The sequence below is a fragment of the Streptomyces sp. A 4/2 genome, from assembly GCF_940670765.1.
Taxonomy (GTDB): domain Bacteria; phylum Actinomycetota; class Actinomycetes; order Streptomycetales; family Streptomycetaceae; genus Streptomyces.
Window position 1 is genome coordinate 241227 of record NZ_CALNVW010000017.1, and the last position, 21228, is coordinate 262454.

Sequence of the window (21228 nt, forward strand, 5' to 3'; positions counted from 1 at the left end):
AGCGTGGCGGGACCCCCCTGGTCTGGCCGACCCTCCCCCTGCGGGGTCCGCCGGACGATCCGGGAAGGGTCAGCTTCGGGCGCCGCCGAAGGGCGCCTCGGCAGCGGCGGGCACGGCCGCTGCGGTTGCGGCTGCTGCGGTTGCTGCGGTTGCGGCTGCTGCCGTGAGATCGGGGAAACCGGCAGCCTTCGGCGGGTCCGCGACTGCGGACGGCGCGAGGAGGAAGGCGTACCGGAACATGCGGTTGATCCTGCCCGCAGCACCCGGGGCGCGTCGACTGGTTTTCCCCGTACGGAAGTTCACGGGTTCCGGAACCCGTGGAAGCCCCGAGGTCCGCGCGGGAAAACGCGGGCAGGCGCACGCACACGAGCCGGCGGTCCGGTGCCGTGCGGCGCACCTCACGGCGATCACATGCGCGGGTCGGTTAGTCTCCCGGGATGCTGGAGCCCGCTGCCCGAACCGACGCCGGCCTGACCGCGCGCTGTGTCAGAGCACTCGTCTCGCCCTGGTCCCGGCTCTCCCTGCTCGTGGTGGTTCTGCTGGCCGCCGCGACCCTGATGCTGCTGTTCCAGCCGCAGCGGCTGCTCGCCGACGGCTGGCCTCCGCAGCTCAGCGGTGTCACGGCGGTCGTCCTGTTCTCGGTGGCGTACGGCGCCTGCACCGCCGCCTTCGTGCCGCGTCCGCTGCTCAATCTCGCGGCGGGTGCGCTGTTCAGCAGTCAGGTCGGGCTGGCCGCCGCGGTCGCCGGGACGGTGCTCGGGGCGGGCGTCTCGTTCGGTCTCGGCCGGGTGCTGGGGCAGGGCGCGCTCCGTCCGCTGCTGCGCGGGCGCTGGCTGACGGCGGCGGACGGCCAGTTGAGCCGGCACGGATTCCGCTCGATGCTCGCGCTCCGGCTCTTCCCCGGGGTGCCGTTCGCGGCTGCCAACTACTGTGCGGCGGTGTCCCGGATGGGGTGGCTGCCGTTCCTGGTGGCCACCGCGCTGGGGTCGGTCCCGAACACGGCCGCCTACGTGGTGGCGGGCAGCGAGGCGGCGTCCCCCACCTCACCCGCCTTCCTCGTGTCGACAGGCTTCATCGTGGTGTCGGGGGTGGGCGCCGCATGGCTCGCCTGGCGTAAACGCCACCGGCTGCGCGGTCGTTGAGAGCGCCGCGGTCCGCAGGAGATACGGCGGGCCGGGGCATCACCGGCAAGGGAGCCGGAACCGCCCCAGGGGCATTGGCCGACCGTACGCACTCGCGTCACCGGTCGTACACCTTCGGACGTTACGTTCCCCCTGCGCACCAGCCCCTTGATCCCTTGGACGGCCCACACCCATGTCTTGGTTCGAATCGTTCGTCCTCGGATTCGTGCAGGGGCTGACCGAGTTCCTCCCCGTGTCGTCCAGCGCCCACCTGCGGCTGACCTCGGCCTTCGCCGGCTGGCCCGATGCCGGGGCGGCCTTCACGGCCATCACCCAGATCGGCACCGAGGCGGCGGTGATCATCTATTTCCGCCGGGACATCGCCCGGATCGTCTCCGCCTGGTTCCGTTCGCTCACCGACCGCTCGCTGCGCGGCGACCAGGACGCGCGGACGGGCTGGCTCGTGATCGTCGGGACGATACCCATCGGGGTACTGGGCATCCTGCTGAAGGACCAGATCGACACCTCGTTCCGTGATCTGCGCGTCATCGCCTGCACCCTGATCGCGATGGGTGTCGTGCTCGGTGCGGCCGACCGGCTGGCCGCCCGCGACGAGAGCGGCGGCAGACACCGTGCGGGGAAGCAGCGCAAGTCGCTCCAGGAGATGAGCGTCAAGGACGGTCTCGTCTACGGCCTCTGCCAGGCGATGGCCCTGGTCCCCGGCGTCTCCCGGTCGGGCGCGACGATCAGCGGCGGGCTGCTGATGGGCTACACCCGGGAGGCCGCGGCCCGTTACTCGTTCCTGCTGGCGATCCCGGCCGTCCTGGCCTCGGGGGCCTTCGAGTTGAAGGATGCGGGCAGCAGCGGTCAGGTGGCCTGGGGGCCCACGCTACTGGCGACGGTCGTCGCCTTCGCCGTCGGTTACGCGGTCATCGCGTGGTTCATGAAGTTCATCTCGTCCAAGAGCTTCATGCCGTTCGTGGTCTACCGGGTCCTGCTCGGCGTCGCTCTGTTCGTCCTCGTCGGCACCGGAGCGCTCAGCCCGGACGCGGGCCCGGCGGGCGGTTGAGCGCCGGGCGGACGACTACGGGGTGCCGCCCGTCCCGCGCCCTGCCCCCGGGTCCGGATCCGCATCACTCCCGGTGTCCGTAGCCGCTGTCCCCGGGTCGATCTCCGGCACGGGATCAACGGATTCCACCGCCTCGTTGGTATCGGCGGCAGCCACCTCGGGTTCAGGGGCCGTCGTCGCGGGAGCCGGTCCCTGCGGCATCTGCGGGAACCGCTGGGCCCGTTCGAGGAAGCGCAGCAGCTCCACCGGGAACGGCAGGACCAGCGTCGAGTTCTTCTCGGACGCCACCTCCACCACCGTCTGCAGCAGACGCAGCTGGAGGGCCGCGGGGTGCTCGGACATCGCCTCGGCCGCCTGGGCCAGTTTCTTCGATGCCTGGAGCTCGGCGTCCGCGTTGATCACCCGGGCCCGCCGCTCACGGTCGGCCTCGGCCTGCCGCGCCATCGACCGCTTCATCGTCTCCGGCAGCGACACGTCCTTGATCTCGACCCGGTCGATCTGCACACCCCAGCCGATCGCCGGACTGTCGATCATCAGCTCAAGTCCCTGATTGAGCTTCTCCCGGTTGGACAGCAGGTCGTCCAGATCGCTCTTACCGATGATCGAACGCAGCGAGGTCTGTGCCATCTGGGAGACCGCGAACCGGTAGTCCTCGACCGCGATGAGCGCGCTGGCCGCGTTGACCACCTTGAAGTAGACGACGGCGTCGACCCGGACGGTCACGTTGTCCCGGGTGATGCCCTCCTGCGCAGGCACAGGCATCGTCACGATCTGGAGGTTCACTTTGCGCAGCCGGTCCACACCCGGAATGACCGTGGTGAATCCCGGCAGTCGCTCGGCTTCACGGAGCCGGCCGAACCGGAAGACCACACCCCGCTCGTACTGCTTGATGACCCTGGCCGCCGACAGCCCGTAGACCACGGCCACACAGAGGATCACGACTATCACTGTCAAGAGCACTGTCACCATTACGACCCCCTATTGCCTGAGTCGTCCATGCAACCCACGATATGCCCCAAATTGCGGCGCCGCCGATCCGCCCGGGAAAGGGGCCGTTCGCAGCGACGGTCACGAGGCGTATGCCCGGCGGACGCGCCCGCGAGCCGGATGGCCTGTCACCCTCCGTGCGCTGTGGATGCGTACGGTGATGACGAGGGCGGGTCGGCCGTCGCACCAGGGATACCGAACGTGCGCAAGTGGCCCGCCCGCCGCGCAAGGAGCGTGAGGCGATCCCCGCCGAACGGCTGGGGCAGGATGCCGGGCCGGTGCGGATCTCCGTACCGGCCCGGCATCGCGACGTCAGGGCTGCGGCGTCGCGGCATCAGGGCTGCGGCGTCTCCCGGAACGCGCCGAGGATCCGCTCCGCCGCGAGCGTCGGGGTCAACGTCCCGTCGCGCAGCTCCTGTTCGACCAGCGGCGCGGTCCTGCGTACCTCCGGATGGTCGCGCAACTGCTTGAGCAGCCCCTCGCGCACCATCGTCCACGCCCAGTCGACCTGCTGCTCGCGCCGTTTGGCGGCCAGCCTGCCGGACGAGTCGAGGACCGCACGGTGCTGCTCCAGCCGCTCCCAGACCGTGTCGAGGCCGAGGGATTCCCGGGCGCTGCAACTGAGGACAGGTGGGGTCCAGGCGGGGTCGGCCGTGTTCATCAGCCGCAGCGCGCCCGCGAGTTCACGGGCCGCGGCGCGTGCGTCGCGTTCGTGCGGGCCGTCCGCCTTGTTCACCGCGATGAGATCGGCGAGCTCCAGGACGCCCTTCTTGATGCCCTGCAGCTGATCACCCGTGCGGGCCAGCGAGAGCAGCAGGAAGGAGTCCACCATGTTCGCCACGGCGGTCTCCGACTGGCCGACCCCGACGGTCTCCACCAGGACGACGTCGTACCCGGCCGCTTCCACCACGACCATGGCCTCCCGGGTCGCCCTGGCCACGCCGCCGAGCGTGCCCGAGGTCGGCGAGGGCCTGACGAAGGCCGCCGGGTCGACGGCCAGCCGCTCCATCCGGGTCTTGTCCCCCAGGATGGAGCCGCCGGTCCTGCTGGACGAGGGGTCCACGGCGAGCACCGCGACACGGTGGCCCAGGCCGGTGAGCAGGGTGCCGAAGGCGTCGATGAACGTCGACTTCCCGACCCCCGGCACCCCGCTGATCCCGATCCGGCGGGCCGTTCCGGAGTGCGGCAGCAGCTCCGTCAGCAGCGACTGGGCGAGCGCGCGGTGATCTGCCCTGGTGGACTCCACCAGGGTGATGGCCCGCGCGATGAAGGCACGCTTCCCGTCAAGGACGCCCTTGACGTAACTGTCGATGTCGATCACCGGCGGCATCGGCTCAGAGCTCGTGGCCGAGCGCGGACGCGAGCCGGACCACCAGGTCGTACGCGGCGTCCGGGATGACCGTCCCCGGCGGGAAGACCGCGGCGGCCCCGGCTTCGTGCAGGGTCGGGACGTCCTGCGGCGGGATGACCCCACCGACCACGATCATGATGTCCTCACGTCCCTCGGCCGCCAGCTGCTCACGCAGCGCGGGCACCAGCGTCAGATGCCCCGCGGCCAGCGAGGAGACCCCGACGATGTGCACATCCGCCTCGACCGCCTGCCTCGCCACCTCCGCCGGGGTCTGGAACAGCGGGCCCACGTCGACGTCGAAGCCCAGGTCGGCGAAGGCGGTGGCGATCACCTTCTGGCCCCGGTCGTGGCCGTCCTGGCCCATCTTGGCGACGAGGATGCGCGGACGGCGCCCCTCCGCCTCCTCGAAGGACTCCACCAGCGAGCGGGTGCGCTCCACGGAAGGCGACTCCCCTGCCTCGGTCCGGTACACCCCGGAGATGGTACGGATCTGCCCGGCGTGCCGCCCGTAGACCTTCTCCAGGGCGTCGGAGATCTCGCCGACGGTGGCCATGGCCCGCGCCGCGTCGACCGCGAGAGCCAGCAGGTTGCCCTCCAGGCCGGGGCCCGGATCCCGTCCGGCCGCCGTGGTCAGCGCGCGCAGCGCCTCCTGGCAGGCCGCCTCGTCGCGCTCCTCGCGCAGCCGGTTCAGTTTGGCGATCTGCTGGGTGCGCACCGAGGAGTTGTCGACCTTGAGTACGTCGATCTCCTCGTCGGTCTCCACCCGGTACTTGTTGACGCCGATGACCGGCTGACGGCCCGAGTCGATCCGGGCCTGGGTGCGGGCGGCGGCCTCCTCCACCCGGAGTTTGGGGATTCCGGCGTCGATGGCCTGGGCCATGCCGCCGGCCGCCTCGACCTCCTCGATGTGCTGCCAGGCACGCTCCGCGAGGTCATGGGTCAGCTTCTCGACGTACGCGCTGCCGCCCCACGGGTCGATCACCCGGCAGGTCCCGGACTCCTGCTGGAGCAGCAGCTGGGTGTTGCGGGCGATACGGGCGGAGAAGTCGGTCGGCAGGGCCAGCGCCTCGTCGAGGGCGTTGGTGTGCAGCGACTGGGTGTGGCCCTGGGTGGCGGCCATCGCCTCGACGCAGGTGCGCGTCACGTTGTTGAACACGTCCTGCGCGGTGAGCGACCAGCCGGAGGTCTGTGAATGGGTGCGCAGCGAGAGGGACTTGGCGTTCTTCGGGTCGAACTGCTTGACCAGTCTGGCCCAGAGCAGCCGGGCCGCCCGCATCTTCGCGATCTCCATGAAGAAGTTCATGCCGATCGCCCAGAAGAAGGAGAGCCGGGGGGCGAAGGCGTCCACATCGAGCCCGGCGGCGATGCCCGCCCGCAGGTACTCCACACCGTCGGCCAGCGTGTAGGCCAGCTCCAGGTCGGCCGTCGCGCCCGCTTCCTGGATGTGGTAGCCGGAGATGGAGATGGAGTTGTAGCGGGGCATCTTCTGCGAGGTGTACGCGAAGATGTCGGAGATGATCCGCATGGAGGGCTTCGGCGGATAGATGTAGGTGTTGCGGACCATGAACTCTTTGAGGATGTCGTTCTGGATGGTCCCGGCGAGCTTCTCCGGCGGCACACCCTGTTCCTCGGCCGCGACGATGTACAGGGCCAGCACGGGCAGCACCGCGCCGTTCATCGTCATCGACACCGTCATCCGGTCCAGCGGGATGCCGTCGAAGAGCTGCCGCATGTCGTAGATCGAGTCGATCGCGACGCCCGCCATGCCGACGTCACCGGTCACCCGCGGGTGGTCGCTGTCGTAACCGCGGTGGGTGGGCAGGTCGAAGGCGACCGAGAGCCCCTTCTGACCGGCCGCGAGATTGCGCCGGTAGAAGGCGTTGGACTCCTCGGCGGTGGAGAATCCGGCGTACTGACGGATCGTCCAGGGCTGGTTGACGTACATCGTCGGGTAGGGCCCGCGGAGATACGGGGCGATGCCGGGGTGTGTGTCGAGGAAGTCGAGACCCTCCGTGTCCTGGCCGGTGTAGAGCGGCTTGACCGGGATGCCCTCGGGGGTCTGCCACACCAGCTCGTCGACGCTGCGGCCGGTGCTCTCCTTGACGGCGGCCCGCCACTGCTCGTCGGCGGTCCCGTCGGGGGTACCGGGCCCCAGCTCGATCTGTGAGAAGTCCGGGATCTGCATTACGCCACTCCCATACGGTCGAGGACGGAGGTCAGGACGGTGACCACGTCGCCTCCGGCGAAGACGAACTCGTCGACGCCCGACTCCCGCCAGGCGTCCTCGTGTTCCCCGGGGCGTCCGGCCAGGAAGACCCGGCGTGCGCCCGCCGCTCTCAGCGCGCCCGCCGTGGGCCCGGCCTGCTCGGCGTAGAGCGCGTCGCTGGAACAGATGCAGGCCGTGGTCGCGCCGGAGGCGGCGAATGCCGCGGCCACCGTGTCCGGGTCCACGGTCACCGGGTCGTGGACGGGTTCGACCCCGCCCGCCTGGAAGAGGTTGGCGGCGAAGGTGACGCGGGCGGTGTGTGCGGCGGCCGGGCCCAGCGCCGCCAGGAACACCCGGGGCCGGGCGCCGGTCGCGGCCAGATGGGCGTCCGAACGCGAGCGGAGCGCCTCGAAGGCGTCGTCGCGGTGCACCCTGGGCAGACCGCCGTGCGGGGCGGCAGGCGCCTCGTCCCGTACGACGGTGCGCTCCGCGAGCTGCGGGAACTCGCTGACGCCGGTGACGGGTTCACGCCGCGCGGCGAGTTTCGCGCTGCGCCGCTCCCAGGTGGTGGCCAGCCGTTCCCCGATCAGTCCGGACCGCAGGGCTGCCTCCTGGCCTCCGGCGCGTTCGATCTCCTGGAACCAGTCCCAGGCCGCCCGGGCCAGTTCGTCGGTCAGCCGCTCCACGTACCAGGAGCCGCCCGCCGGGTCGATCACCCGTGCCAGATGGGACTCCTCGACCAGGATCGTCGAGGTGTTGCGTGCGATACGGCGGGCGAAGTCGTCCGGCAGTCCGAGTGCGTGGTCGAAGGGCAGCACGGTCACCGCGTCCGCCCCGCCCGTCCCGGCCGCCAGGCAGGCGATCGTCGTACGCAGCATGTTCACCCAGGGGTCGCGCCGCGCCATCATCACCGACGAGGTCACCGCGTGCTGGCGCTGCGCCCCCGCGGCCGGATCTCCGGCGGCCTCGGCGACCCGCGCCCAGAGCCGGCGGGCCGCGCGCAGCTTCGCGATCGTCAGGAACTGATCGGCGGTGGCCGCGTAACGGAACTCCAGCTGGCCGCAGGCAGCGGCGACGTCCAGCCCCGCTCCGGTCAGGTCACGCAGGTACGCCACGCCGGTGGCCAGCGAGCAGCCGAGCTCCTGGGCGGCCGACGCACCGGCCTCGTGGTACGGCAGCGCGTCCACCACGAGCGCCCGCAGGCCGGGGTGGTGACGGTGGCACAGCTGCGCCAGTTCGGTGGCCTGCGCCGTGTGCCCGGCGAGTGCGTCGTACCGGCCGGTGCGGGCGGCGAGTCCCAGAGGGTCCGCGCCGAGGCTGCCGAGCGCGGCCTCGGGGGCCACTCCCCGCTCCTCGTAGAGGCGGAGCAACTCCGTCGCCGCGTCGTGGAATTCGGCGCCCGCGTCGAGGGCCACCGCGGCGAGGTCGAGATAGACGCCTTCGAGGGCGCGGCCCAGTCCGGACACCGGCACACCGGCCGCGCCGGCGGCGAGCCATACCGAGGCGACACCGTTCTCCAGGTCCGCGAGCACGGCCTCGTTGGTACGCGCCGGGTCGGGCCTGCTGTGCCGCTGTCTGACGTCCCAGCCACCGGTGGCGCCGCCGGCCGGCACGCTGCCCCGGGTGAAGGGGGCGAAGCCCGGGAATCCGTGATCGCCGCCGCCGTCCGCCGCCGTGTACAGGGGCTGGACGACCAGCCCGTCGTCCAGCGTGGTGGAGAGCGCTGCTTCCGCCGCCGAACCCGAGACATCCTTACCCGATTTGCGCAGCACGCCTTCCACAAGGCTCTGCCACTGCTCATGGGTCGCACGCGGGAATTCGGCGGCCAGGGGGAGCCCGTTGTCGGGCAGGACCGTCATGGTCAGATGCTAGGCCAGGGCGCCGAAGGGGCGGTTGGCCGAACCACTGTGACGTTGGCCTCTCTCGGTCGTGCGGGAGCCCGGTACGGCTGGTGCCGTACCGGGCTCCCGGGTCCGAAACCGTGGGCTACTTCACCCCCGCCTACTTCACCCCCACCGCGCGGATGATCTCCTGCTTCACGGAGCCGCCCTTGTCATCGGTGGCGGAGGCGCGGAGCGAGACGTAGTCCGCGTCCTTCGGTACGGACAGCGTGCCCTTCCAGGACGCCGTCGTGCCGTGCGCGCCGTCCAGCGCGACGGGCTGCCAGGTCTTGCCCATGGTGTAGGAGACCTCCAGCGTCCCGGACTTGATCTTCCCGGTGCCGACCGCTCCCTTGACGTACTCGGCGCTGATCCCGATCGGGAGCTTCTGCCCGGCGCGGACGTTACCGGCGATGTCGGTGTCCACGTCGAAGCCCAGGTTGAGCAGCGGCAGGTAGGTGTAGTGGTCGGCCGCGGTCTCGGCGGACCGGAAGGTCCACTCGGCGTGGCCCTCGGTGGCGAGCACCCAGGTGTCGGGGTCGCGCCTGAGGTCGGTGACCACCTTGTAGGTGGTCTCGGCCGGGTCGACGTTCCAGACGTTGTTGCCCGAGCCCATCTTGTGGCCGAGCAGGACCCCGTTGGCGTACACATCGGTGGTCTGGATCAACGAGGTGTCGTTCCACACGTCGCCGAATCCGGTGTGGTCGGGGCCGGAGTCGCCCCAGCCGGGGGTGTTGAACTGCAGGTTGTTGCCCGCGCGCTGCTGGCCCCAGCCGAGTCCGGTGCCGAGCCAGGGGTGCAGTACCGGCTTGAACCAGTCGAGCGCCGAGCGGGTACCGCCCTTGTAGGTGACCAGCCCGCTGCGCTCCTCGATCGAGAGCGGACCCGCGGTGACCGACTCGTGCCAGAGCTGGCCCTTGCCCGTGCTGACGTAGTCGGTGCGCTTCCCGGGGAAGGCGTTCTTCTCCAGGAAACCCAGCCCCATGGGGAAGGTATCGGTGAGCGAGTAGCGGAAGTCGCCGCCGTCCACGGCCTTCGGGGCGTAGAACGTGGTGTTCAGCGTGGCGAGGTCGCGCTTGCCGGGCTGGTACGTCAGGTCCCTGTCCGGGATCCCGCCGGAGTGGCCTTCGGAGAGGTCGTAGACGTACGGCGTGTAGCGGGTGCCGGTGAGTTCGACCTTGCCGTTCTTCCGCGCGGTGGCGGCCAGCAGAGCGCCGTCGGCCTGGTTGACGGATGCCACCTGGAAGGGGACGGTCGTGCCGTCCGCGGCGCCGAACCAGGCGCTGAGGCGGCCCGGTGCGTCGTCGGTGACGAACAGCGACTGTGCGCCCGCCTTCTGCGCGGCGCCTACGAGTTGCTGGGGAGTGACACCGGCGGTGGCGTGCACGAGCACGGCCTTGCCCCGGACGTTCTTGCCCTCGTACTCCGCTGCGGTCCCCGTTCCGAGGTCCGCGACGGCGACCTTGTGACGGCCTTCGACCAGGGTCGTACCGACCTGCACCACGGTGTCGCTGAGGCGCTTGCCGCCCGCGACCGCTTCCAGCTGCGGCTTTCCGAGGCGCCAGACGGTGCGGTACTCGAAGGAGCCCGTGCCGACCTTCCCGGTGGGCGCGGCGAAGATGCTGTCGTACTTGATCGGCACCTGGATCGCTTCGGTGAAGTCGGCCCCGTTCGCCTTGCGGTTGGTCTCCAACACCAGCTGGCGGGTCTGGGTGCGCTGGGGCACCTCTGCCTTGACCTGGCGGAGCTTGCGCCCGTCCAGGGTGATCTCGCGGTCGCGGTCGAGCACGATCTCGGGGCTGCCGAGGTAGCCGATCCCCAGGGAGTCCTTGCCGCCGGCGCCGCGCACGTCGAGGAAGGACTCCAGGTCGTACGTGCCGGGCGTCAGCCGCAGGGTGACGGTGCCGGAGTCGTCGACCCTCGCGGATTCGGGGTCGACCCCCTCGGCGAGCTTCTGGACGGCGAGGTACGCGGCGGTCGGGGCGCCGTCCCGGTCCTTGACGTGGACGGTGAGGCTGTGGCGCTCCTCCTCCTTGACCAGACCGAACGCGGTGTGGGCGACGGTCTTGCCGCCGACGCTCGCGGTGATCTGCCCGGAGGTGTTGCCCACGGGGGCCTTCGCGCCGTCGCCGGTGACCGTGGTCTGCGCGGTGGAGTGCGCGGGTACGGTCAGGCTCGTGTCGGCGAGCTTGGCGACCCCGGCAGCCGCTCCGTCAGCGGCGAGCGTCAACGTCACCGGTGCGTCGGAGGAGTTGGTGTAGGTGAGGGTGCGGGTGACGGGCTTGTTGTCCTCGTACGGCCAGGAGTAGAAGCCGAGGTCGGCGCTGCCGGTCGCGGTGATGCTCGCGGTCGTGGCGGCGGGGACGTCGACCCGACCCGCGCCCAGTGCGTACACCGAGTCGGGGAGCGTCTTGGACGTCGACATCAGGGCGTCCTTGAGCTGCTGCCCGGTCCAGTCGGGGTGCTTCTGGGCGAGCAGCGCGGCGACTCCGGCGACGTGCGGGGTCGCCATCGACGTGCCGCTCATCCTGACGTACGAACCGGTCCCCGGGGAGTACTGCGAGCGGGCGGCGAGGATGTCCACGCCGGGCGCCGAGAGATCGGGCTTGAGCGCGTTGTCACCGAGGCGGGGACCCTGGCTGGTGAAGTAGGCGGCCTTGTCGGCGGAGTCCACCGCACCGATGGTCAGCGCGGAGTCGGCGGCGCCGGGCGAGCCTATGGACGAGGGGGTTCCGGTGTTTCCCGCGGCGATCACGAACAGCGCGCCGGTGTCCTTGGAGAGGGTGTTCACCGCCTCCGCCATCGGGTCGGTGCCGTCGCTGGCCTCCTGGGAGCCCAGGCTCATGCTGATGACCTTGGCGTGAATGTCCTTGGCGGCCCACTCCATGCCCGCGATGATCTGCGAATCGGAGCCTTCGCCCTGGTCCGAGAGCACCTTGCCGACGGCGAGATCGGCCTCGGGGGCGACACCCTTCTCCTTGCCGTCGGAGGCCGCGCCGCTGCCGCCGACGGTGGACAGGGTGTGCGTGCCGTGGCCGTGGCGGTCGGTGACCTCCGCGCCCTCGATGAACGACTTGCTCTCGCTCACCCGGCCCTTGAGGTCGGGGTGCTCGCCGTCCATGCCGGTATCGAGGACGGCGACCTTGACGCCCTTGCCGGTGAGTCCGGCCTCCCAGGCCGCGGGGGTGCCGATCTGGGCGTTGCTCTCGGCCATGTCGGCCTTGACCTTGCCGTCCAGCCACACCTTCGCGACACCGTCCGCGAACGAACCGGCCTGCCGGGTACGGGAGTCGGTGAGCGTCTTCCAGAAGGTGCCGGAGGAGGAGGCCTTCACGGCGGCGCCTCCCACACTCGGCAGGGCGCGGACGGTCTCGGCGCCGCGCGGTGCGGCGCTGCGGGCGCCCTTGCCGTACGTCACGATCAGGGGCAGGCCGTCGGCCTTCGGGCCGCCGAGCCCCTGCTCGATGAGCCCGGTGACGTCGAACAGCCGCTTGTCCAGGGCTCCCGACGTGAGGTACGGCAGCGCCTCGTCGGGCAGCACGCTGACCCGCCCGCCGGACGTCTGGGTGCGGATCGCTCCGGTGGCGCCCTTCGGACGCTCCACCGACACGGTGCTGTGGCCGCTGCCGAGGTCGGTGACCGTCACCTTGTCACCGGTGATCAGCGTGACGGTGTGTGTCGCGTGTGCGGTGACCGACGCTCCGTGCGCCGAGGCGGGGGTCTTGCCCGTCCCGCCCGCCGCGAGTGCCTGACCTGCCGGGAGCAGTACGAGCGTGAGTCCGGCGGACAGCCACCTTGCTCTTCGCCACGCAAGTGCTCTGGTCATGGTGCCCCTCTCTCCGTCGGCCCGGGAAAACGGGGGTGGTCCCGAGCGCTGCGAAGAGTCTCGGTGCAGAGCATCGTGCCGTGGGGCGAATGAGCTGGCGGATAGGCGACATGGCGGCTAACTGCCAGCGAACACAGGGGAGTTGATGATCGTTTCGGCGCACCCCTTGGCCCCGGGCAGCCGCTGCCGGAGACTGAGCCGATGACGCAGCGCGTGGAACTCGCCACCGTGATGGACCGGCTCGACATCGACGAACTCGTCACCGGCTACGCGGTGGCCGTGGACGACGGGGCATGGGCGGACTACCGCGCCCTGTTCGCCCCGGACGGCAGGGCCGACTACCGCACGGCCGGCGGAGTGGAAGGGCCTGTCACCGAGGTCGCCGAGTGGCTCGCGGAGATGATGCGGCTGTTCCCGGTGCGTCAGCATCTGATCGTCAACCGACGGCTGCACATCCAGGACCTGGGCGGCTATCCGGGAGACCGGGCGGAGCTGCAGGCCGACTACGTGAACCCGATGCGCCTGCGGTCCCCGCAGGACGGTGCTGCCGGCGGTTCGACGGAGCCGAACTTCATGTCCGGTGGCCGGTACACCTTCAGCCTGGTGCGTACGGACGAGGGCTGGCGGCTGCGCACGGTCCTCGTCCAGGAGAAGTGGCGGAGCGCCCCAGGAGCCCGGGGACCCGTCGCGGGCGGCGCCTGACACGACCGGCCCGGACCGGCCCACTGTCCGAAATCACCCCACGCCCTCACACTGTGGGAAGGACCGTGTACGGGGAGCGAGCACGAGGAGGCGCGGATGCGGATTCCGCTCGGGCGGCTGCGACAGCTCCTTCTGTCGCCGTGGTGGCGTGGGGCCGCCGCGCTGCTGGCCGGGGCGCTGCCCGCGCTCGCTTTTCCGGCGCCGTCCCTGTGGTGGTTCGCGTATGTGGCGCTGGTGCCCTGGATGCTGCTGGTGCGCGCGGCGCCCACCGCGCGGCGGGCGGCACTGGACGGCTGGCTCGGCGGCACCGGCTTCATGATCTCCGTGCACCACTGGCTGATTCCGAGCCTGAACGTGTTCATCGTGGTGCTGGCCGCGCTGCTGGGGTTGTTGTGGGCGCCCTGGGGATGGCTGGTCCGCTGGATGCTCAGCGTGACGGCGAGCGCCTCGCGTGTCGCGGCGTCCCTGGTCGTCGTCCCCTCGGGCTGGCTGATGGTCGAGCTGGTCAGATCCTGGCAGGGGCTGGGCGGCCCCTGGGGACTGCTCGGCTCCAGCCAGTGGCAGGTGGCACCGGCCCTGCGGCTGGCGTCGGTGGGCGGTGTCTGGCTGGTGAGCCTGCTGGTCGTGGCGGTCAACACCGGAGCGGTGGGGCTGCTCGTGGCGGAGTCCGCGCGGAGCACCGCGGCGGCCGGGGTGGTGGCCTGCGCGGTCGTCACCGGGGCCGTGTGGGTGTGGGCGCCGCGCCCGCAGGACAGCGGACGGACCCGGGTCGCGGTCGTGCAGCCAGGGGTTACCGGGAGCGTCGGCGCACGGTTCACCCGCAGTGAGACCCTCACCCGTCAGCTCGCGGGCCGAGGCGCCGACCTGGTGGTGTGGGGCGAGAGCAGCGTCGTCCACGACCTCACCGCGCGCCCGGACCTGGCCTCCAGGGTCGCGAAGCTCTCCCGGGAGACCGGCGCGGACATCCTGGTCAACGTGGATGCCCAGCGGTCCGGCACTCCGGGCATCTACAAGAGTTCAGTACTTGTCGGCCCGGCGGGACCCACCGGCGACCGCTACGACAAGATGCGGCTGGTCCCGTTCGGCGAGTACATCCCGGCCCGTTCGCTGCTCGGCTGGGCCACCTCGGTGGGCAGGGCCGCGGGCGAGGACCGGGAGCGCGGCACCCACCAGGTGGTGATGACGCTGCCCGACGGGCTCCGGCTGGGTCCGCTGATCTGCTTCGAGTCGGCGTTCCCCGACATGAGCCGGCAGCTGACCCGGGACGGCACCCAACTGCTGGTGGACCAGTCGTCGACCTCGTCCTTCCAGCACAGCTGGGCTCCCGAGCAGCACGCTTCGCTGGCCGCGCTGCGGGCAGCCGAGAGCGGGCGGCCGATGGTGCACGCCACGCTCACCGGGGTGAGCGCGGTGTACGGGCCCGACGGCCGCCGGGTCGGCTCCTGGCTGGGTACCGACCGCAGCGCGTCGGAGGTGTACGACATCCCGCTGGCCCACGGCACCACGCTGTACGTCAGGTTCGGCGACTGGCCGGTGCACGGGGCGCTCGCCGTCCTCGCCGTGCTGTGCGCGTTCGAGGGCGTGCGCTCGATCAGGCGGCCTGCTCCAGAGCCCGCAGCACCACACGCTCACACAGTTCGTGGGTCAGCAGGGCGTCCTGGGCACTGAGCAGCTTGCCCGCGGCCACCGCTTCGAGGAAGCCCAGCACGGACTGCTCGATGCCACGCTGGCGGGCCACCGGAACCCAGTCGCCACGGCGGCGCAGGCTCGGCTGCCCCTGGTGGTCCACGACATCGGCGAGATTGACGACCTGACGCTTCGTGTCGCGGCCGGAGACCTCGAGGATCTCCTCGGTGGAGCCGTTCAGCCGGTTCATCGTGCCGATCGCCGAGAAGCCGTCGCCCGAGAGGTGCAGCACCACATGGTGCATCAGGCCTTCGCGGATCCGGGCCCGTACGTCCACGTGCTCGACCGGGCCGGGCGCCAGGAAGCGCAGGGTGTCGACGACATGGATGAAGTCGTCGAGGACGAGCGTGCGCGGGTCCTCGGGGAGGCCGACGCGGTTCTTCTGCATCAGGATCAGATCGCGCGGAAGCTCGGCGCACTCGGCGTACCCCGGCGCCAGTCGGCGGTTGAAGCCGACGGCCAGGCTCACCTGCCGGTCGTCCGCGAGGCGCACCAGCTGCTGCGATGCGGCGAGTTCGTAGGCGAGCGGCTTGTCGACGTAGGTGGCCACGCCCGCTTCCAGCAGCCGGGACACGATCTCCGGGTGCACGGCGGTCGGCGCGTGCACGAACGCCGCGTCCAGCCCCTGGGCGAGCAGCGCGTCCAGATCGGTGTGGCAGCGGTCGGCGGGGATGTGGAACGTCGCCGCGACCCGGTCGAGAGTGGCCGGGGTCCTGGTCTGGAGATGCAGTTCGATTCCCGGCCGGGTGGTCAGCACCGGCAGATAGGCCTTCTGTGCGATGTCCCCGAGCCCGATACAGCCGACCTTCACAGGGTCTCCCTCACGCTTTGCCGCTGTCGCTTCCTGGTGCTGTGCCTGGTCAGCATAGGGGAGCTGGTGGAACTGCCCACTCCCGCAGGTCCTCGCCGGGGCGCTGCGGGATGCTGTTCCGATAATGCCTGGCGGCGCCGGTGTTCCCGTGTGAGGGTGCCTTCCATGACGAACCCTGCACGCACGGAACCCTCCATCACCGCCGATGAACGCCCCATGCTGGAAGGCTGGCTGGACTACCACCGGGAGACGCTGGCCATGAAGTGCGCCGGGCTGACCGACGAGCAGCTGCGCACAGCCGCGGTGCCGCCCTCCGAGCTGTCCCTGCTCGGCCTCGTACGGCATATGGTCGAGGTGGAACGCGGCTGGTTCCGCGAGGTGCTGGCCGGTGAGGACACGCCCCCGCTCTACTTCAGCGACGAGGACCCGGACGGGGAGTTCCATCTCACCGCGGCGGACACCTGGGACGAGGCGTTCACCACCTGGCAGGCCGAGATCGCATACGCCCGGGAGCTCGCGAAGGGCCGCTCGCTGGACGAGCTCTCGGTGGGAGAGTCCCGCAGGGGCGGGCATTTCAACCTGCGCTGGATCTACACCCACATGATCGAGGAGTACGCCCGCCACAACGGCCATGCCGACCTCATCCGTGAGCGGATCGACGGCGTCACCGGCGAGTAGCGGGCGTCACCGGCAAGTCCCGGGCGTCACCCGTGTGGGCCAAACTTCCCGCTGCTCGCCCGAACCGCTGGCCGGGCAAGCAGAGTTGGGGCGTGCACCGAACGAGGATCACCACCATGGCCCTGCTGGGGGCGGCGGTCTCGGCCGTCTCCGGCTGTGTGTCCGTCCCTGCGGGGCCCGCGCCCCAGCCGTCCCCGCCGGCCGCCCGCCACACGCGGCAGGACGTCACCCCGCAGATCGTGCAGGGCCCGGCTGTCGAGACGCTGGAGTCCGTGCCCCCGGCCCCGTCGCCGAGCCACCGGTCCGGCCCTCCCGCCAAGCGGTACGCACCGGCACCGGCCGGGCGCGCTCCGGCACCGCTGCCGCCGCCCCGGATCCGGCACACCGCCGGACCGGCCCCGAAGTCACCACCGAAGCGAGCGGCCCCCGCGCCCGGCCACGCCGTGGATGTCTGCGCACTCGGCCGGAGCTACGGGGGCTGGCCGTCCGACAGCCCGCAGGCCCGCATCTGCCGTCAGACGTACGGACATTGACCCTGCAGGCAGCGACACCCGCCCGCTCACTCCTCCCCCAGCCGCCATTCCAGCCGGTCGACCGCCGCGCGGACACCGTTCCCGTATCCGTCGTCGGCCAGTGCCCCGGTCGCGGACCGCGCGCGGCGCAGGTGGGTGCGCGCCGCTTCCTTGCGGCCCAGTTTCAGGTAGTCGGCCGCGATGTTGAGGTGCAGCGAGGGATAGAAACCACGGACGGCGACAGCGGAGTCGTGGCGGCCGACCCGTTCGTCGTCCAGAGCGTCGGCCGCGGCCAGCGCCCGCAGGTCCCAGAACAGTTCGTCCTCCGGGTCGTCCTGGGTGTCCGCCATGTAGTGCGCGAGAGTGCAGCGGTGCAGTGCGTCCCCGGACTCGCCGATCTCCGTCCACAGGCCGGCGAACCGGTTACGGGCCTCCTCCCGGTCACCACCGTGGAGCAGCATGATCACCTGGCCGATCCTGGACATGACGGCGTCCCCCGACGTCTCCTGCTGCGACTCCGTCACCGCTGCCTCCCGTAGCCCTCGTGTCCGGTTCGCCCCCTGCGCCGAGGCGTCCGGACCTGTCCGGTTGATCTTTGCCGGGCCCGGGACGCCCGGCACGGCGCCTCGCCGCAGCCACCGGCGATCCCGGTCAGCCCAGGTCGGGGATGCGCCAGTCGATGGGCTGGTGTCCCTGTGCGGCGACAGCCTCGTTGATCTGGGTGAACGGCCTCGAACCGAAGAACTTCTTCGCGGAGAGCGGTGAGGGGTGTGCGCCCTTCACCACCACGTGCCGCTCCTCGTCGATCAGCGGCAGCTTCTTCTGTGCGTAGTTTCCCCAGAGGACGAAGACCGCGGGGTCCGGACGTGCGGCCACCGCGCGGATCACCGCATCGGTGAACTTCTCCCAGCCCTTGCCCTTGTGCGAGTTGGCCTCCGAGGCGCGCACCGTGAGCACCGCGTTGAGCAGCAGCACGCCCTGTTCGGCCCACGGCATCAGATAGCCGTTGTCCGGGACCGGGTGGCCGAGCTCCTCCTTCATCTCCTTGTAGATGTTCCGCAGGGAGGGCGGGGTCCGGACGCCGGGACGCACGGAGAAGCAGAGGCCGTGGCCCTGGCCCTCGCCGTGGTACGGGTCCTGCCCGAGAACGAGGACCTTCACCCGGTCGTACGGTGTGGCGTCCAGGGCCGCGAAGACTTCCTCGCGCGGCGGGTAGACCGGCCCCTTTGCCCGCTCCTCCTCGACGAATTCGGTGAGCTCCTTGAAATAGGGCTTCTGCAGCTCATCGCCGAGGACGCCGCTCCAGGACTCGGGCAGCATGTCGGTTCCGGTCACTTCAACAACCTCCGGTGTGCGATCCGTTCTCGTCACAGAACCTACCGGTGACCACTGACAGCGGCCCCGGGCGGTTGCCCGGGGCCGCTGTCAGTGGGTCGTTGTGAGTGGGCCGTTGCCAGTTGCCGTCGTCACTGGACAGCGGGTGGCTCAGCCGACGCCCGCGTTCAGGAAGATGCCGCCGTCGACGACCAGCGTCTGGCCGGTGACCCAGCCCGCCTGGTCGGACGTCAGGAACGCGGCGGCGCCCCCGATGTCCGCGGGCACCCCCAGCCTGCCCATCGGATAGGCGGCAGCCGCCTCCGCCTCGCGGCCCTCGTACAGCGCCTCGGCGAATTTGGTCTTCACCACGGCGGGTGCGATGGCATTGACCCGTACCGTCGGAGCGAACTCGTGGGCCAGCTGGAGGGTCAGATTGACCATGGCCGCCTTGCTCATGCCGTACGCGCCGATGAACGGCGACGCGGAGACACCGGCGACCGACGCGATGTTCACGATCGCGCCGCCGTTCTCCTTCTGCCAGGCCTTCCAGGTCTGCTGTGCGAAGCCCAGCGCCGAGATGACGTTGGTCTCGTACACCTTGCGGGCGACGTTCAGGTCGAGCTCGGCCATCGGGCCGAACACCGGGTTCGTACCGGCGTTGTTGACCAGGAAGTCGACCCGCCCGAACGCCGCCATCACGCGCTCGACGGCCACCGCCTGGTGTGCCTCGTCGTGCGCCTTGCCGGGGACGCCGATCACCCGGTCGGCGCCGAGCTTCTCCACCGCCGCGTTGAGCGCGTCCTCGTTGCGCCCGGTGATGCAGACACGGTCGCCGCGCGCGACGAACGCCTCGGCGATTCCGTATCCGATCCCGCGGCTCGCGCCGGTGACCAGCGCGACCTTCCCGCTGTCCTGTGCAGTCATGTCTGTTGATTCCCTGTTCAGTTGAGCGGTCCGCCGGCGACGTACATGACCTGGCCGGAGACGAAGCCCGCGTCGTCACCCGTGAAGAAGGCGATGGCGTTGGCGATGTCCTCGGGCCGGCCGACGCGCTGAACCGGGATCTGGGTGGCCGCGGCTGCCTGGAACTCCTCGAAGCCCATGCCGACCCGCGCGGCGGTCTGTGCGGTCATCTCGGTGACGATGAAGCCCGGCGCCACGGCGTTGGCGGTGACGCCGAACTTGCCGAGCTCCTTGGCGAGCGTCTTGGTGAAGCCCTGGAGACCGGCCTTGACCGCGGAGTAGTTCGCCTGGCCGCGGTTGCCCAGCGCGGAGCTGGAGGACAGGCTGACGATCCGGCCGAACTTGGCGTCCACCATGTGCTTCTGGACCGCCTTGGCCATCAGGAAGGCACCCTTGAGGTGCACGTTCATGACCAGGTCCCAGTCGGACTCGCTCATCTTGAAGAGCAGGTTGTCGCGCAGTACACCGGCGTTGTTGACGAGGATCGTCGGGGCGCCGAGCTCGGCGACGACCCGCGCCACCGCGGTTTCGACCTGCGCGCTGTCGGAGACGTCGCAGCTCACGGCGATGGCCTTGCCGCCGGCGGAGGTGATCTTCTCGACGGTGTCCTTGCAGGCCGCCTCGTCGAGGTCGAGTACGGCGACGGCGCGGCCCTCGGCCGCCAGACGTACGGCGGTGGCCGCGCCAATGCCGCGCGCCGCCCCGGTCACGATGGCAACACGCTGCTCGGTGGTGGACATGGTGGCTCTCCTCGCCCTCGGATCGCGGTCCTCGATCGCTGAGCAACCGCTTAGTACCTCACCGCACGAGACGCTAGAAGGCCTGGCACCCGGTGTCAACGGCACACGGGATCACCGGTGAACGTCACACCGGGTGCCACCCTCTCAGCGCACCAGCAGGTCGAGGAGCCGCTCCACCTCCGCAGCCGGATCCGCGGTCAGCCCGGTGTGTACGGGGCCGGGCTGTACGACCGTCGAGCGCGGGGCGATCAGCCAGCGGAAACGCCGTCCCGCATCGTCCGGCGCCGCCTGCCCTGCGGCGTCCCCGCCGTCACAGACACCCTCGACCGCGCGCAGCGCCGCCCGGACTCCGACGACGTCCGCCCGCGGGTCGAGCATCCTCAGTTTCGCCTCGTCCAGGTGTGTTCGGGCCGCCACGTAGGACTTGGCACGGCAGTAGACGAGCACTCCCGCGTTGAACACCTCACCGCGGTCGACCCGCGGCATGACCCGCACCAGTGCGTACTCGAAGACATCACGTTCGCTCATCGGGCGTCGCCCTCCTGCCGCGCCGACCGGGGCTGCGGGGCGAGGCGCTCGCTCAGCCAGCCGGGCGCGCGGGACGGTGCGGTCGCGGTCGGCGGCCCGAGGGTGATCCGGGTGTGGACGGTCGCGGCCCGCTCCAGCAGTACCTCCACATAGGCCCGGCGCAGCGCGTCGGTGGTGTCGAACCCGGCCTCGTCGGCCAGCCAGGCGTCGGGGACGTCGGCTGCGACCTCGGTGAGGAGTTCCTCGGTGACCAGGGGCGCGAGGTCGGCGGCTGCGGTGGCGACATCGGGAGCGAAGGACGCCAGGACGTGGTCGGACGCGTCGTACGCCTTGGAACCGTAGTTCTTCGCGGACGGCCAGTTGTGGTGCCAGATCATGGTGGCACCGTGGTCGATGAGCCAGAGATCACCGTGCCAGACCAGCATGTTCGGATTGCGCCAGGAACGGTCGACGTTGTTGATCACAGCGTCGAACCAGACGATCCGCCCGGCTTCCCGCGGGCCCACCTGGTAGGCGAGCGGGTCGAAGCCGAGCGATCCGGGCAGGTAGTCCATTCCGAGGTTCAGTCCGCCGCTCGCCTTCAGCAGTTCCTGGACCTCCTGGTCCGGCTCGGAGAGCCCGATGACGGGATCGAGCTGCATCTGCACCAGTTCGGGGACGCGCAGGCCGAGCCTGCGGCCCAGCTGACCGCAGATGACCTCGGCGACGAGGGTCTTGCGGCCCTGTCCCGCGCCGGTGAACTTCATGACGTACGTGCCCAGGTCGTCCGCCTCGACGATCCCGGGCAGCGACCCACCCTCCCGGAGAGGCGTGACATAGCGGGTCGCAATGACTTCTTTAAGCATTTTCCC

19 protein-coding genes are annotated in these 21228 nt (G+C 70.7%); 6 read left to right on the forward strand and 13 right to left on the reverse strand.

Annotation, left to right across the window (positions count from 1 at the left end):
* Positions 1-69 precede the first annotated feature (69 nt).
* Positions 70-240, reverse strand: a complete 171-nt coding sequence (locus NBY69_RS11990; protein ID WP_250300770.1) for a hypothetical protein — start codon at positions 238-240, stop codon at positions 70-72.
* Between the two features lie 197 nt (positions 241-437).
* Between NBY69_RS11990 and NBY69_RS11995 the strand changes: the two genes are divergently transcribed.
* Together NBY69_RS11995 and NBY69_RS12000 are read left to right on the forward strand one after the other, a co-directional pair.
* Positions 438-1142, forward strand: coding sequence for a TVP38/TMEM64 family protein (locus tag NBY69_RS11995; protein ID WP_250300771.1), 705 nt, complete (start codon positions 438-440; stop codon positions 1140-1142).
* A 172-nt stretch (positions 1143-1314) separates the two neighbouring features.
* On the forward strand, positions 1315-2190 hold the full coding sequence (locus tag NBY69_RS12000) for an undecaprenyl-diphosphate phosphatase (RefSeq protein ID WP_250300772.1): 876 nt from the start codon (positions 1315-1317) through the stop codon (positions 2188-2190).
* Between the two features lie 15 nt (positions 2191-2205).
* Here NBY69_RS12000 and NBY69_RS12005 read toward each other — a convergent pair whose 3' ends face one another.
* The 5 genes from NBY69_RS12005 to NBY69_RS12025 all read right to left on the reverse strand — a co-directional run bounded on the left by NBY69_RS12005 (position 2206) and on the right by NBY69_RS12025 (position 12440).
* Entirely contained in the window at positions 2206-3159 is a 954-nt protein-coding gene (locus NBY69_RS12005; RefSeq protein ID WP_250300774.1) for a slipin family protein, read from the reverse strand.
* A gap of 352 nt (positions 3160-3511) precedes the next feature.
* The gene (gene meaB / locus NBY69_RS12010) at positions 3512-4507 is read right to left on the reverse strand and encodes a methylmalonyl Co-A mutase-associated GTPase MeaB (protein WP_250300776.1); all 996 of its coding nucleotides are present in this window, start codon (positions 4505-4507) and stop codon (positions 3512-3514) included.
* A 4-nt stretch (positions 4508-4511) separates the two neighbouring features.
* Complete coding sequence (gene scpA / locus NBY69_RS12015) at positions 4512-6713, reverse strand: methylmalonyl-CoA mutase (protein ID WP_250300777.1); 2202 nt, start codon at positions 6711-6713, stop codon at positions 4512-4514.
* Positions 6713-8593, reverse strand: a complete 1881-nt coding sequence (locus NBY69_RS12020) for a methylmalonyl-CoA mutase subunit beta (RefSeq protein ID WP_250300778.1) — start codon at positions 8591-8593, stop codon at positions 6713-6715. Before NBY69_RS12020 ends, scpA begins: the two co-directional genes overlap by 1 nt.
* A gap of 142 nt (positions 8594-8735) precedes the next feature.
* Complete coding sequence (locus tag NBY69_RS12025) at positions 8736-12440, reverse strand: S8 family serine peptidase (protein ID WP_250300780.1); 3705 nt, start codon at positions 12438-12440, stop codon at positions 8736-8738.
* 201 nt (positions 12441-12641) lie between these two features.
* Here NBY69_RS12025 and NBY69_RS12030 point away from each other — a divergent pair, with 201 nt between their 5' ends.
* A complete protein-coding gene (locus NBY69_RS12030) occupies positions 12642-13142 on the forward strand; it encodes a nuclear transport factor 2 family protein (RefSeq protein WP_250300782.1) in 501 nt (166 codons plus the stop codon).
* Positions 13143-13238: 96 nt separating this feature from the next.
* Positions 13239-14810 (forward strand): apolipoprotein N-acyltransferase, encoded by a 1572-nt coding sequence (gene lnt / locus NBY69_RS12035; protein ID WP_250300783.1) that lies wholly within the window; start codon positions 13239-13241, stop codon positions 14808-14810.
* Here the strand turns inward: lnt and NBY69_RS12040 are convergent.
* Positions 14734-15639 (reverse strand): Gfo/Idh/MocA family protein, encoded by a 906-nt coding sequence (locus NBY69_RS12040; RefSeq protein WP_250300785.1) that lies wholly within the window; start codon positions 15637-15639, stop codon positions 14734-14736. The genes lnt and NBY69_RS12040 overlap by 77 nt on opposite strands.
* A gap of 165 nt (positions 15640-15804) precedes the next feature.
* Between NBY69_RS12040 and NBY69_RS12045 the strand changes: the two genes are divergently transcribed.
* Positions 15805-16317, forward strand: a complete 513-nt coding sequence (locus NBY69_RS12045) for a DinB family protein (protein ID WP_250300786.1) — start codon at positions 15805-15807, stop codon at positions 16315-16317.
* A 92-nt stretch (positions 16318-16409) separates the two neighbouring features.
* A complete protein-coding gene (locus NBY69_RS12050; protein ID WP_250300788.1) occupies positions 16410-16850 on the forward strand; it encodes a hypothetical protein in 441 nt (146 codons plus the stop codon).
* A gap of 26 nt (positions 16851-16876) precedes the next feature.
* Here the strand turns inward: NBY69_RS12050 and NBY69_RS12055 are convergent, their stop codons facing one another.
* From NBY69_RS12055 to NBY69_RS12080, 6 genes are all read right to left on the reverse strand, one after another.
* Positions 16877-17314: a hypothetical protein gene (locus tag NBY69_RS12055; RefSeq protein ID WP_250300872.1), complete on the reverse strand. Its 438-nt coding sequence runs from the start codon at positions 17312-17314 to the stop codon at positions 16877-16879.
* Positions 17315-17480: 166 nt separating this feature from the next.
* A complete protein-coding gene (locus NBY69_RS12060; RefSeq protein WP_250300790.1) occupies positions 17481-18164 on the reverse strand; it encodes a uracil-DNA glycosylase in 684 nt (227 codons plus the stop codon).
* Between the two features lie 150 nt (positions 18165-18314).
* Positions 18315-19070, reverse strand: a complete 756-nt coding sequence (locus NBY69_RS12065) for an SDR family oxidoreductase (protein WP_250300791.1) — start codon at positions 19068-19070, stop codon at positions 18315-18317.
* Positions 19071-19087: 17 nt separating this feature from the next.
* Positions 19088-19849 (reverse strand): 3-oxoacyl-ACP reductase FabG, encoded by a 762-nt coding sequence (gene fabG, locus NBY69_RS12070; RefSeq protein WP_250300792.1) that lies wholly within the window; start codon positions 19847-19849, stop codon positions 19088-19090.
* A gap of 144 nt (positions 19850-19993) precedes the next feature.
* Positions 19994-20377 (reverse strand): DUF3037 domain-containing protein, encoded by a 384-nt coding sequence (locus NBY69_RS12075; RefSeq protein WP_250300794.1) that lies wholly within the window; start codon positions 20375-20377, stop codon positions 19994-19996.
* Complete coding sequence (locus tag NBY69_RS12080; RefSeq protein ID WP_250300796.1) at positions 20374-21222, reverse strand: HipA family kinase; 849 nt, start codon at positions 21220-21222, stop codon at positions 20374-20376. Before NBY69_RS12080 ends, NBY69_RS12075 begins: the two co-directional genes overlap by 4 nt.
* Positions 21223-21228: the final 6 nt, after the last annotated feature.

Coding starts and splice junctions, on each gene's coding strand:
- NBY69_RS12000 (WP_250300772.1), top strand. CDS start 1,315: ATGTCTTGGTTCGAATCGTTCGTCCTCGGATTCGTGCAGGGGCTGACC.
- NBY69_RS12025 (WP_250300780.1), bottom strand. CDS start 12,440: ATGACCAGAGCACTTGCGTGGCGAAGAGCAAGGTGGCTGTCCGCCGGA.
- NBY69_RS12065 (WP_250300791.1), bottom strand. CDS start 19,070: ATGACTGCACAGGACAGCGGGAAGGTCGCGCTGGTCACCGGCGCGAGC.
- meaB (WP_250300776.1), bottom strand. CDS start 4,507: ATGCCGCCGGTGATCGACATCGACAGTTACGTCAAGGGCGTCCTTGAC.
- lnt (WP_250300783.1), top strand. CDS start 13,239: ATGCGGATTCCGCTCGGGCGGCTGCGACAGCTCCTTCTGTCGCCGTGG.
- NBY69_RS12075 (WP_250300794.1), bottom strand. CDS start 20,377: ATGAGCGAACGTGATGTCTTCGAGTACGCACTGGTGCGGGTCATGCCG.
- NBY69_RS12030 (WP_250300782.1), top strand. CDS start 12,642: ATGACGCAGCGCGTGGAACTCGCCACCGTGATGGACCGGCTCGACATC.
- NBY69_RS12055 (WP_250300872.1), bottom strand. CDS start 17,314: ATGTCCAGGATCGGCCAGGTGATCATGCTGCTCCACGGTGGTGACCGG.
- NBY69_RS11990 (WP_250300770.1), bottom strand. CDS start 240: ATGTTCCGGTACGCCTTCCTCCTCGCGCCGTCCGCAGTCGCGGACCCG.
- NBY69_RS12080 (WP_250300796.1), bottom strand. CDS start 21,222: ATGCTTAAAGAAGTCATTGCGACCCGCTATGTCACGCCTCTCCGGGAG.
- NBY69_RS12020 (WP_250300778.1), bottom strand. CDS start 8,593: ATGACGGTCCTGCCCGACAACGGGCTCCCCCTGGCCGCCGAATTCCCG.
- NBY69_RS12005 (WP_250300774.1), bottom strand. CDS start 3,159: ATGGTGACAGTGCTCTTGACAGTGATAGTCGTGATCCTCTGTGTGGCC.
- fabG (WP_250300792.1), bottom strand. CDS start 19,849: ATGTCCACCACCGAGCAGCGTGTTGCCATCGTGACCGGGGCGGCGCGC.
- scpA (WP_250300777.1), bottom strand. CDS start 6,713: ATGCAGATCCCGGACTTCTCACAGATCGAGCTGGGGCCCGGTACCCCC.
- NBY69_RS11995 (WP_250300771.1), top strand. CDS start 438: ATGCTGGAGCCCGCTGCCCGAACCGACGCCGGCCTGACCGCGCGCTGT.
- NBY69_RS12045 (WP_250300786.1), top strand. CDS start 15,805: ATGACGAACCCTGCACGCACGGAACCCTCCATCACCGCCGATGAACGC.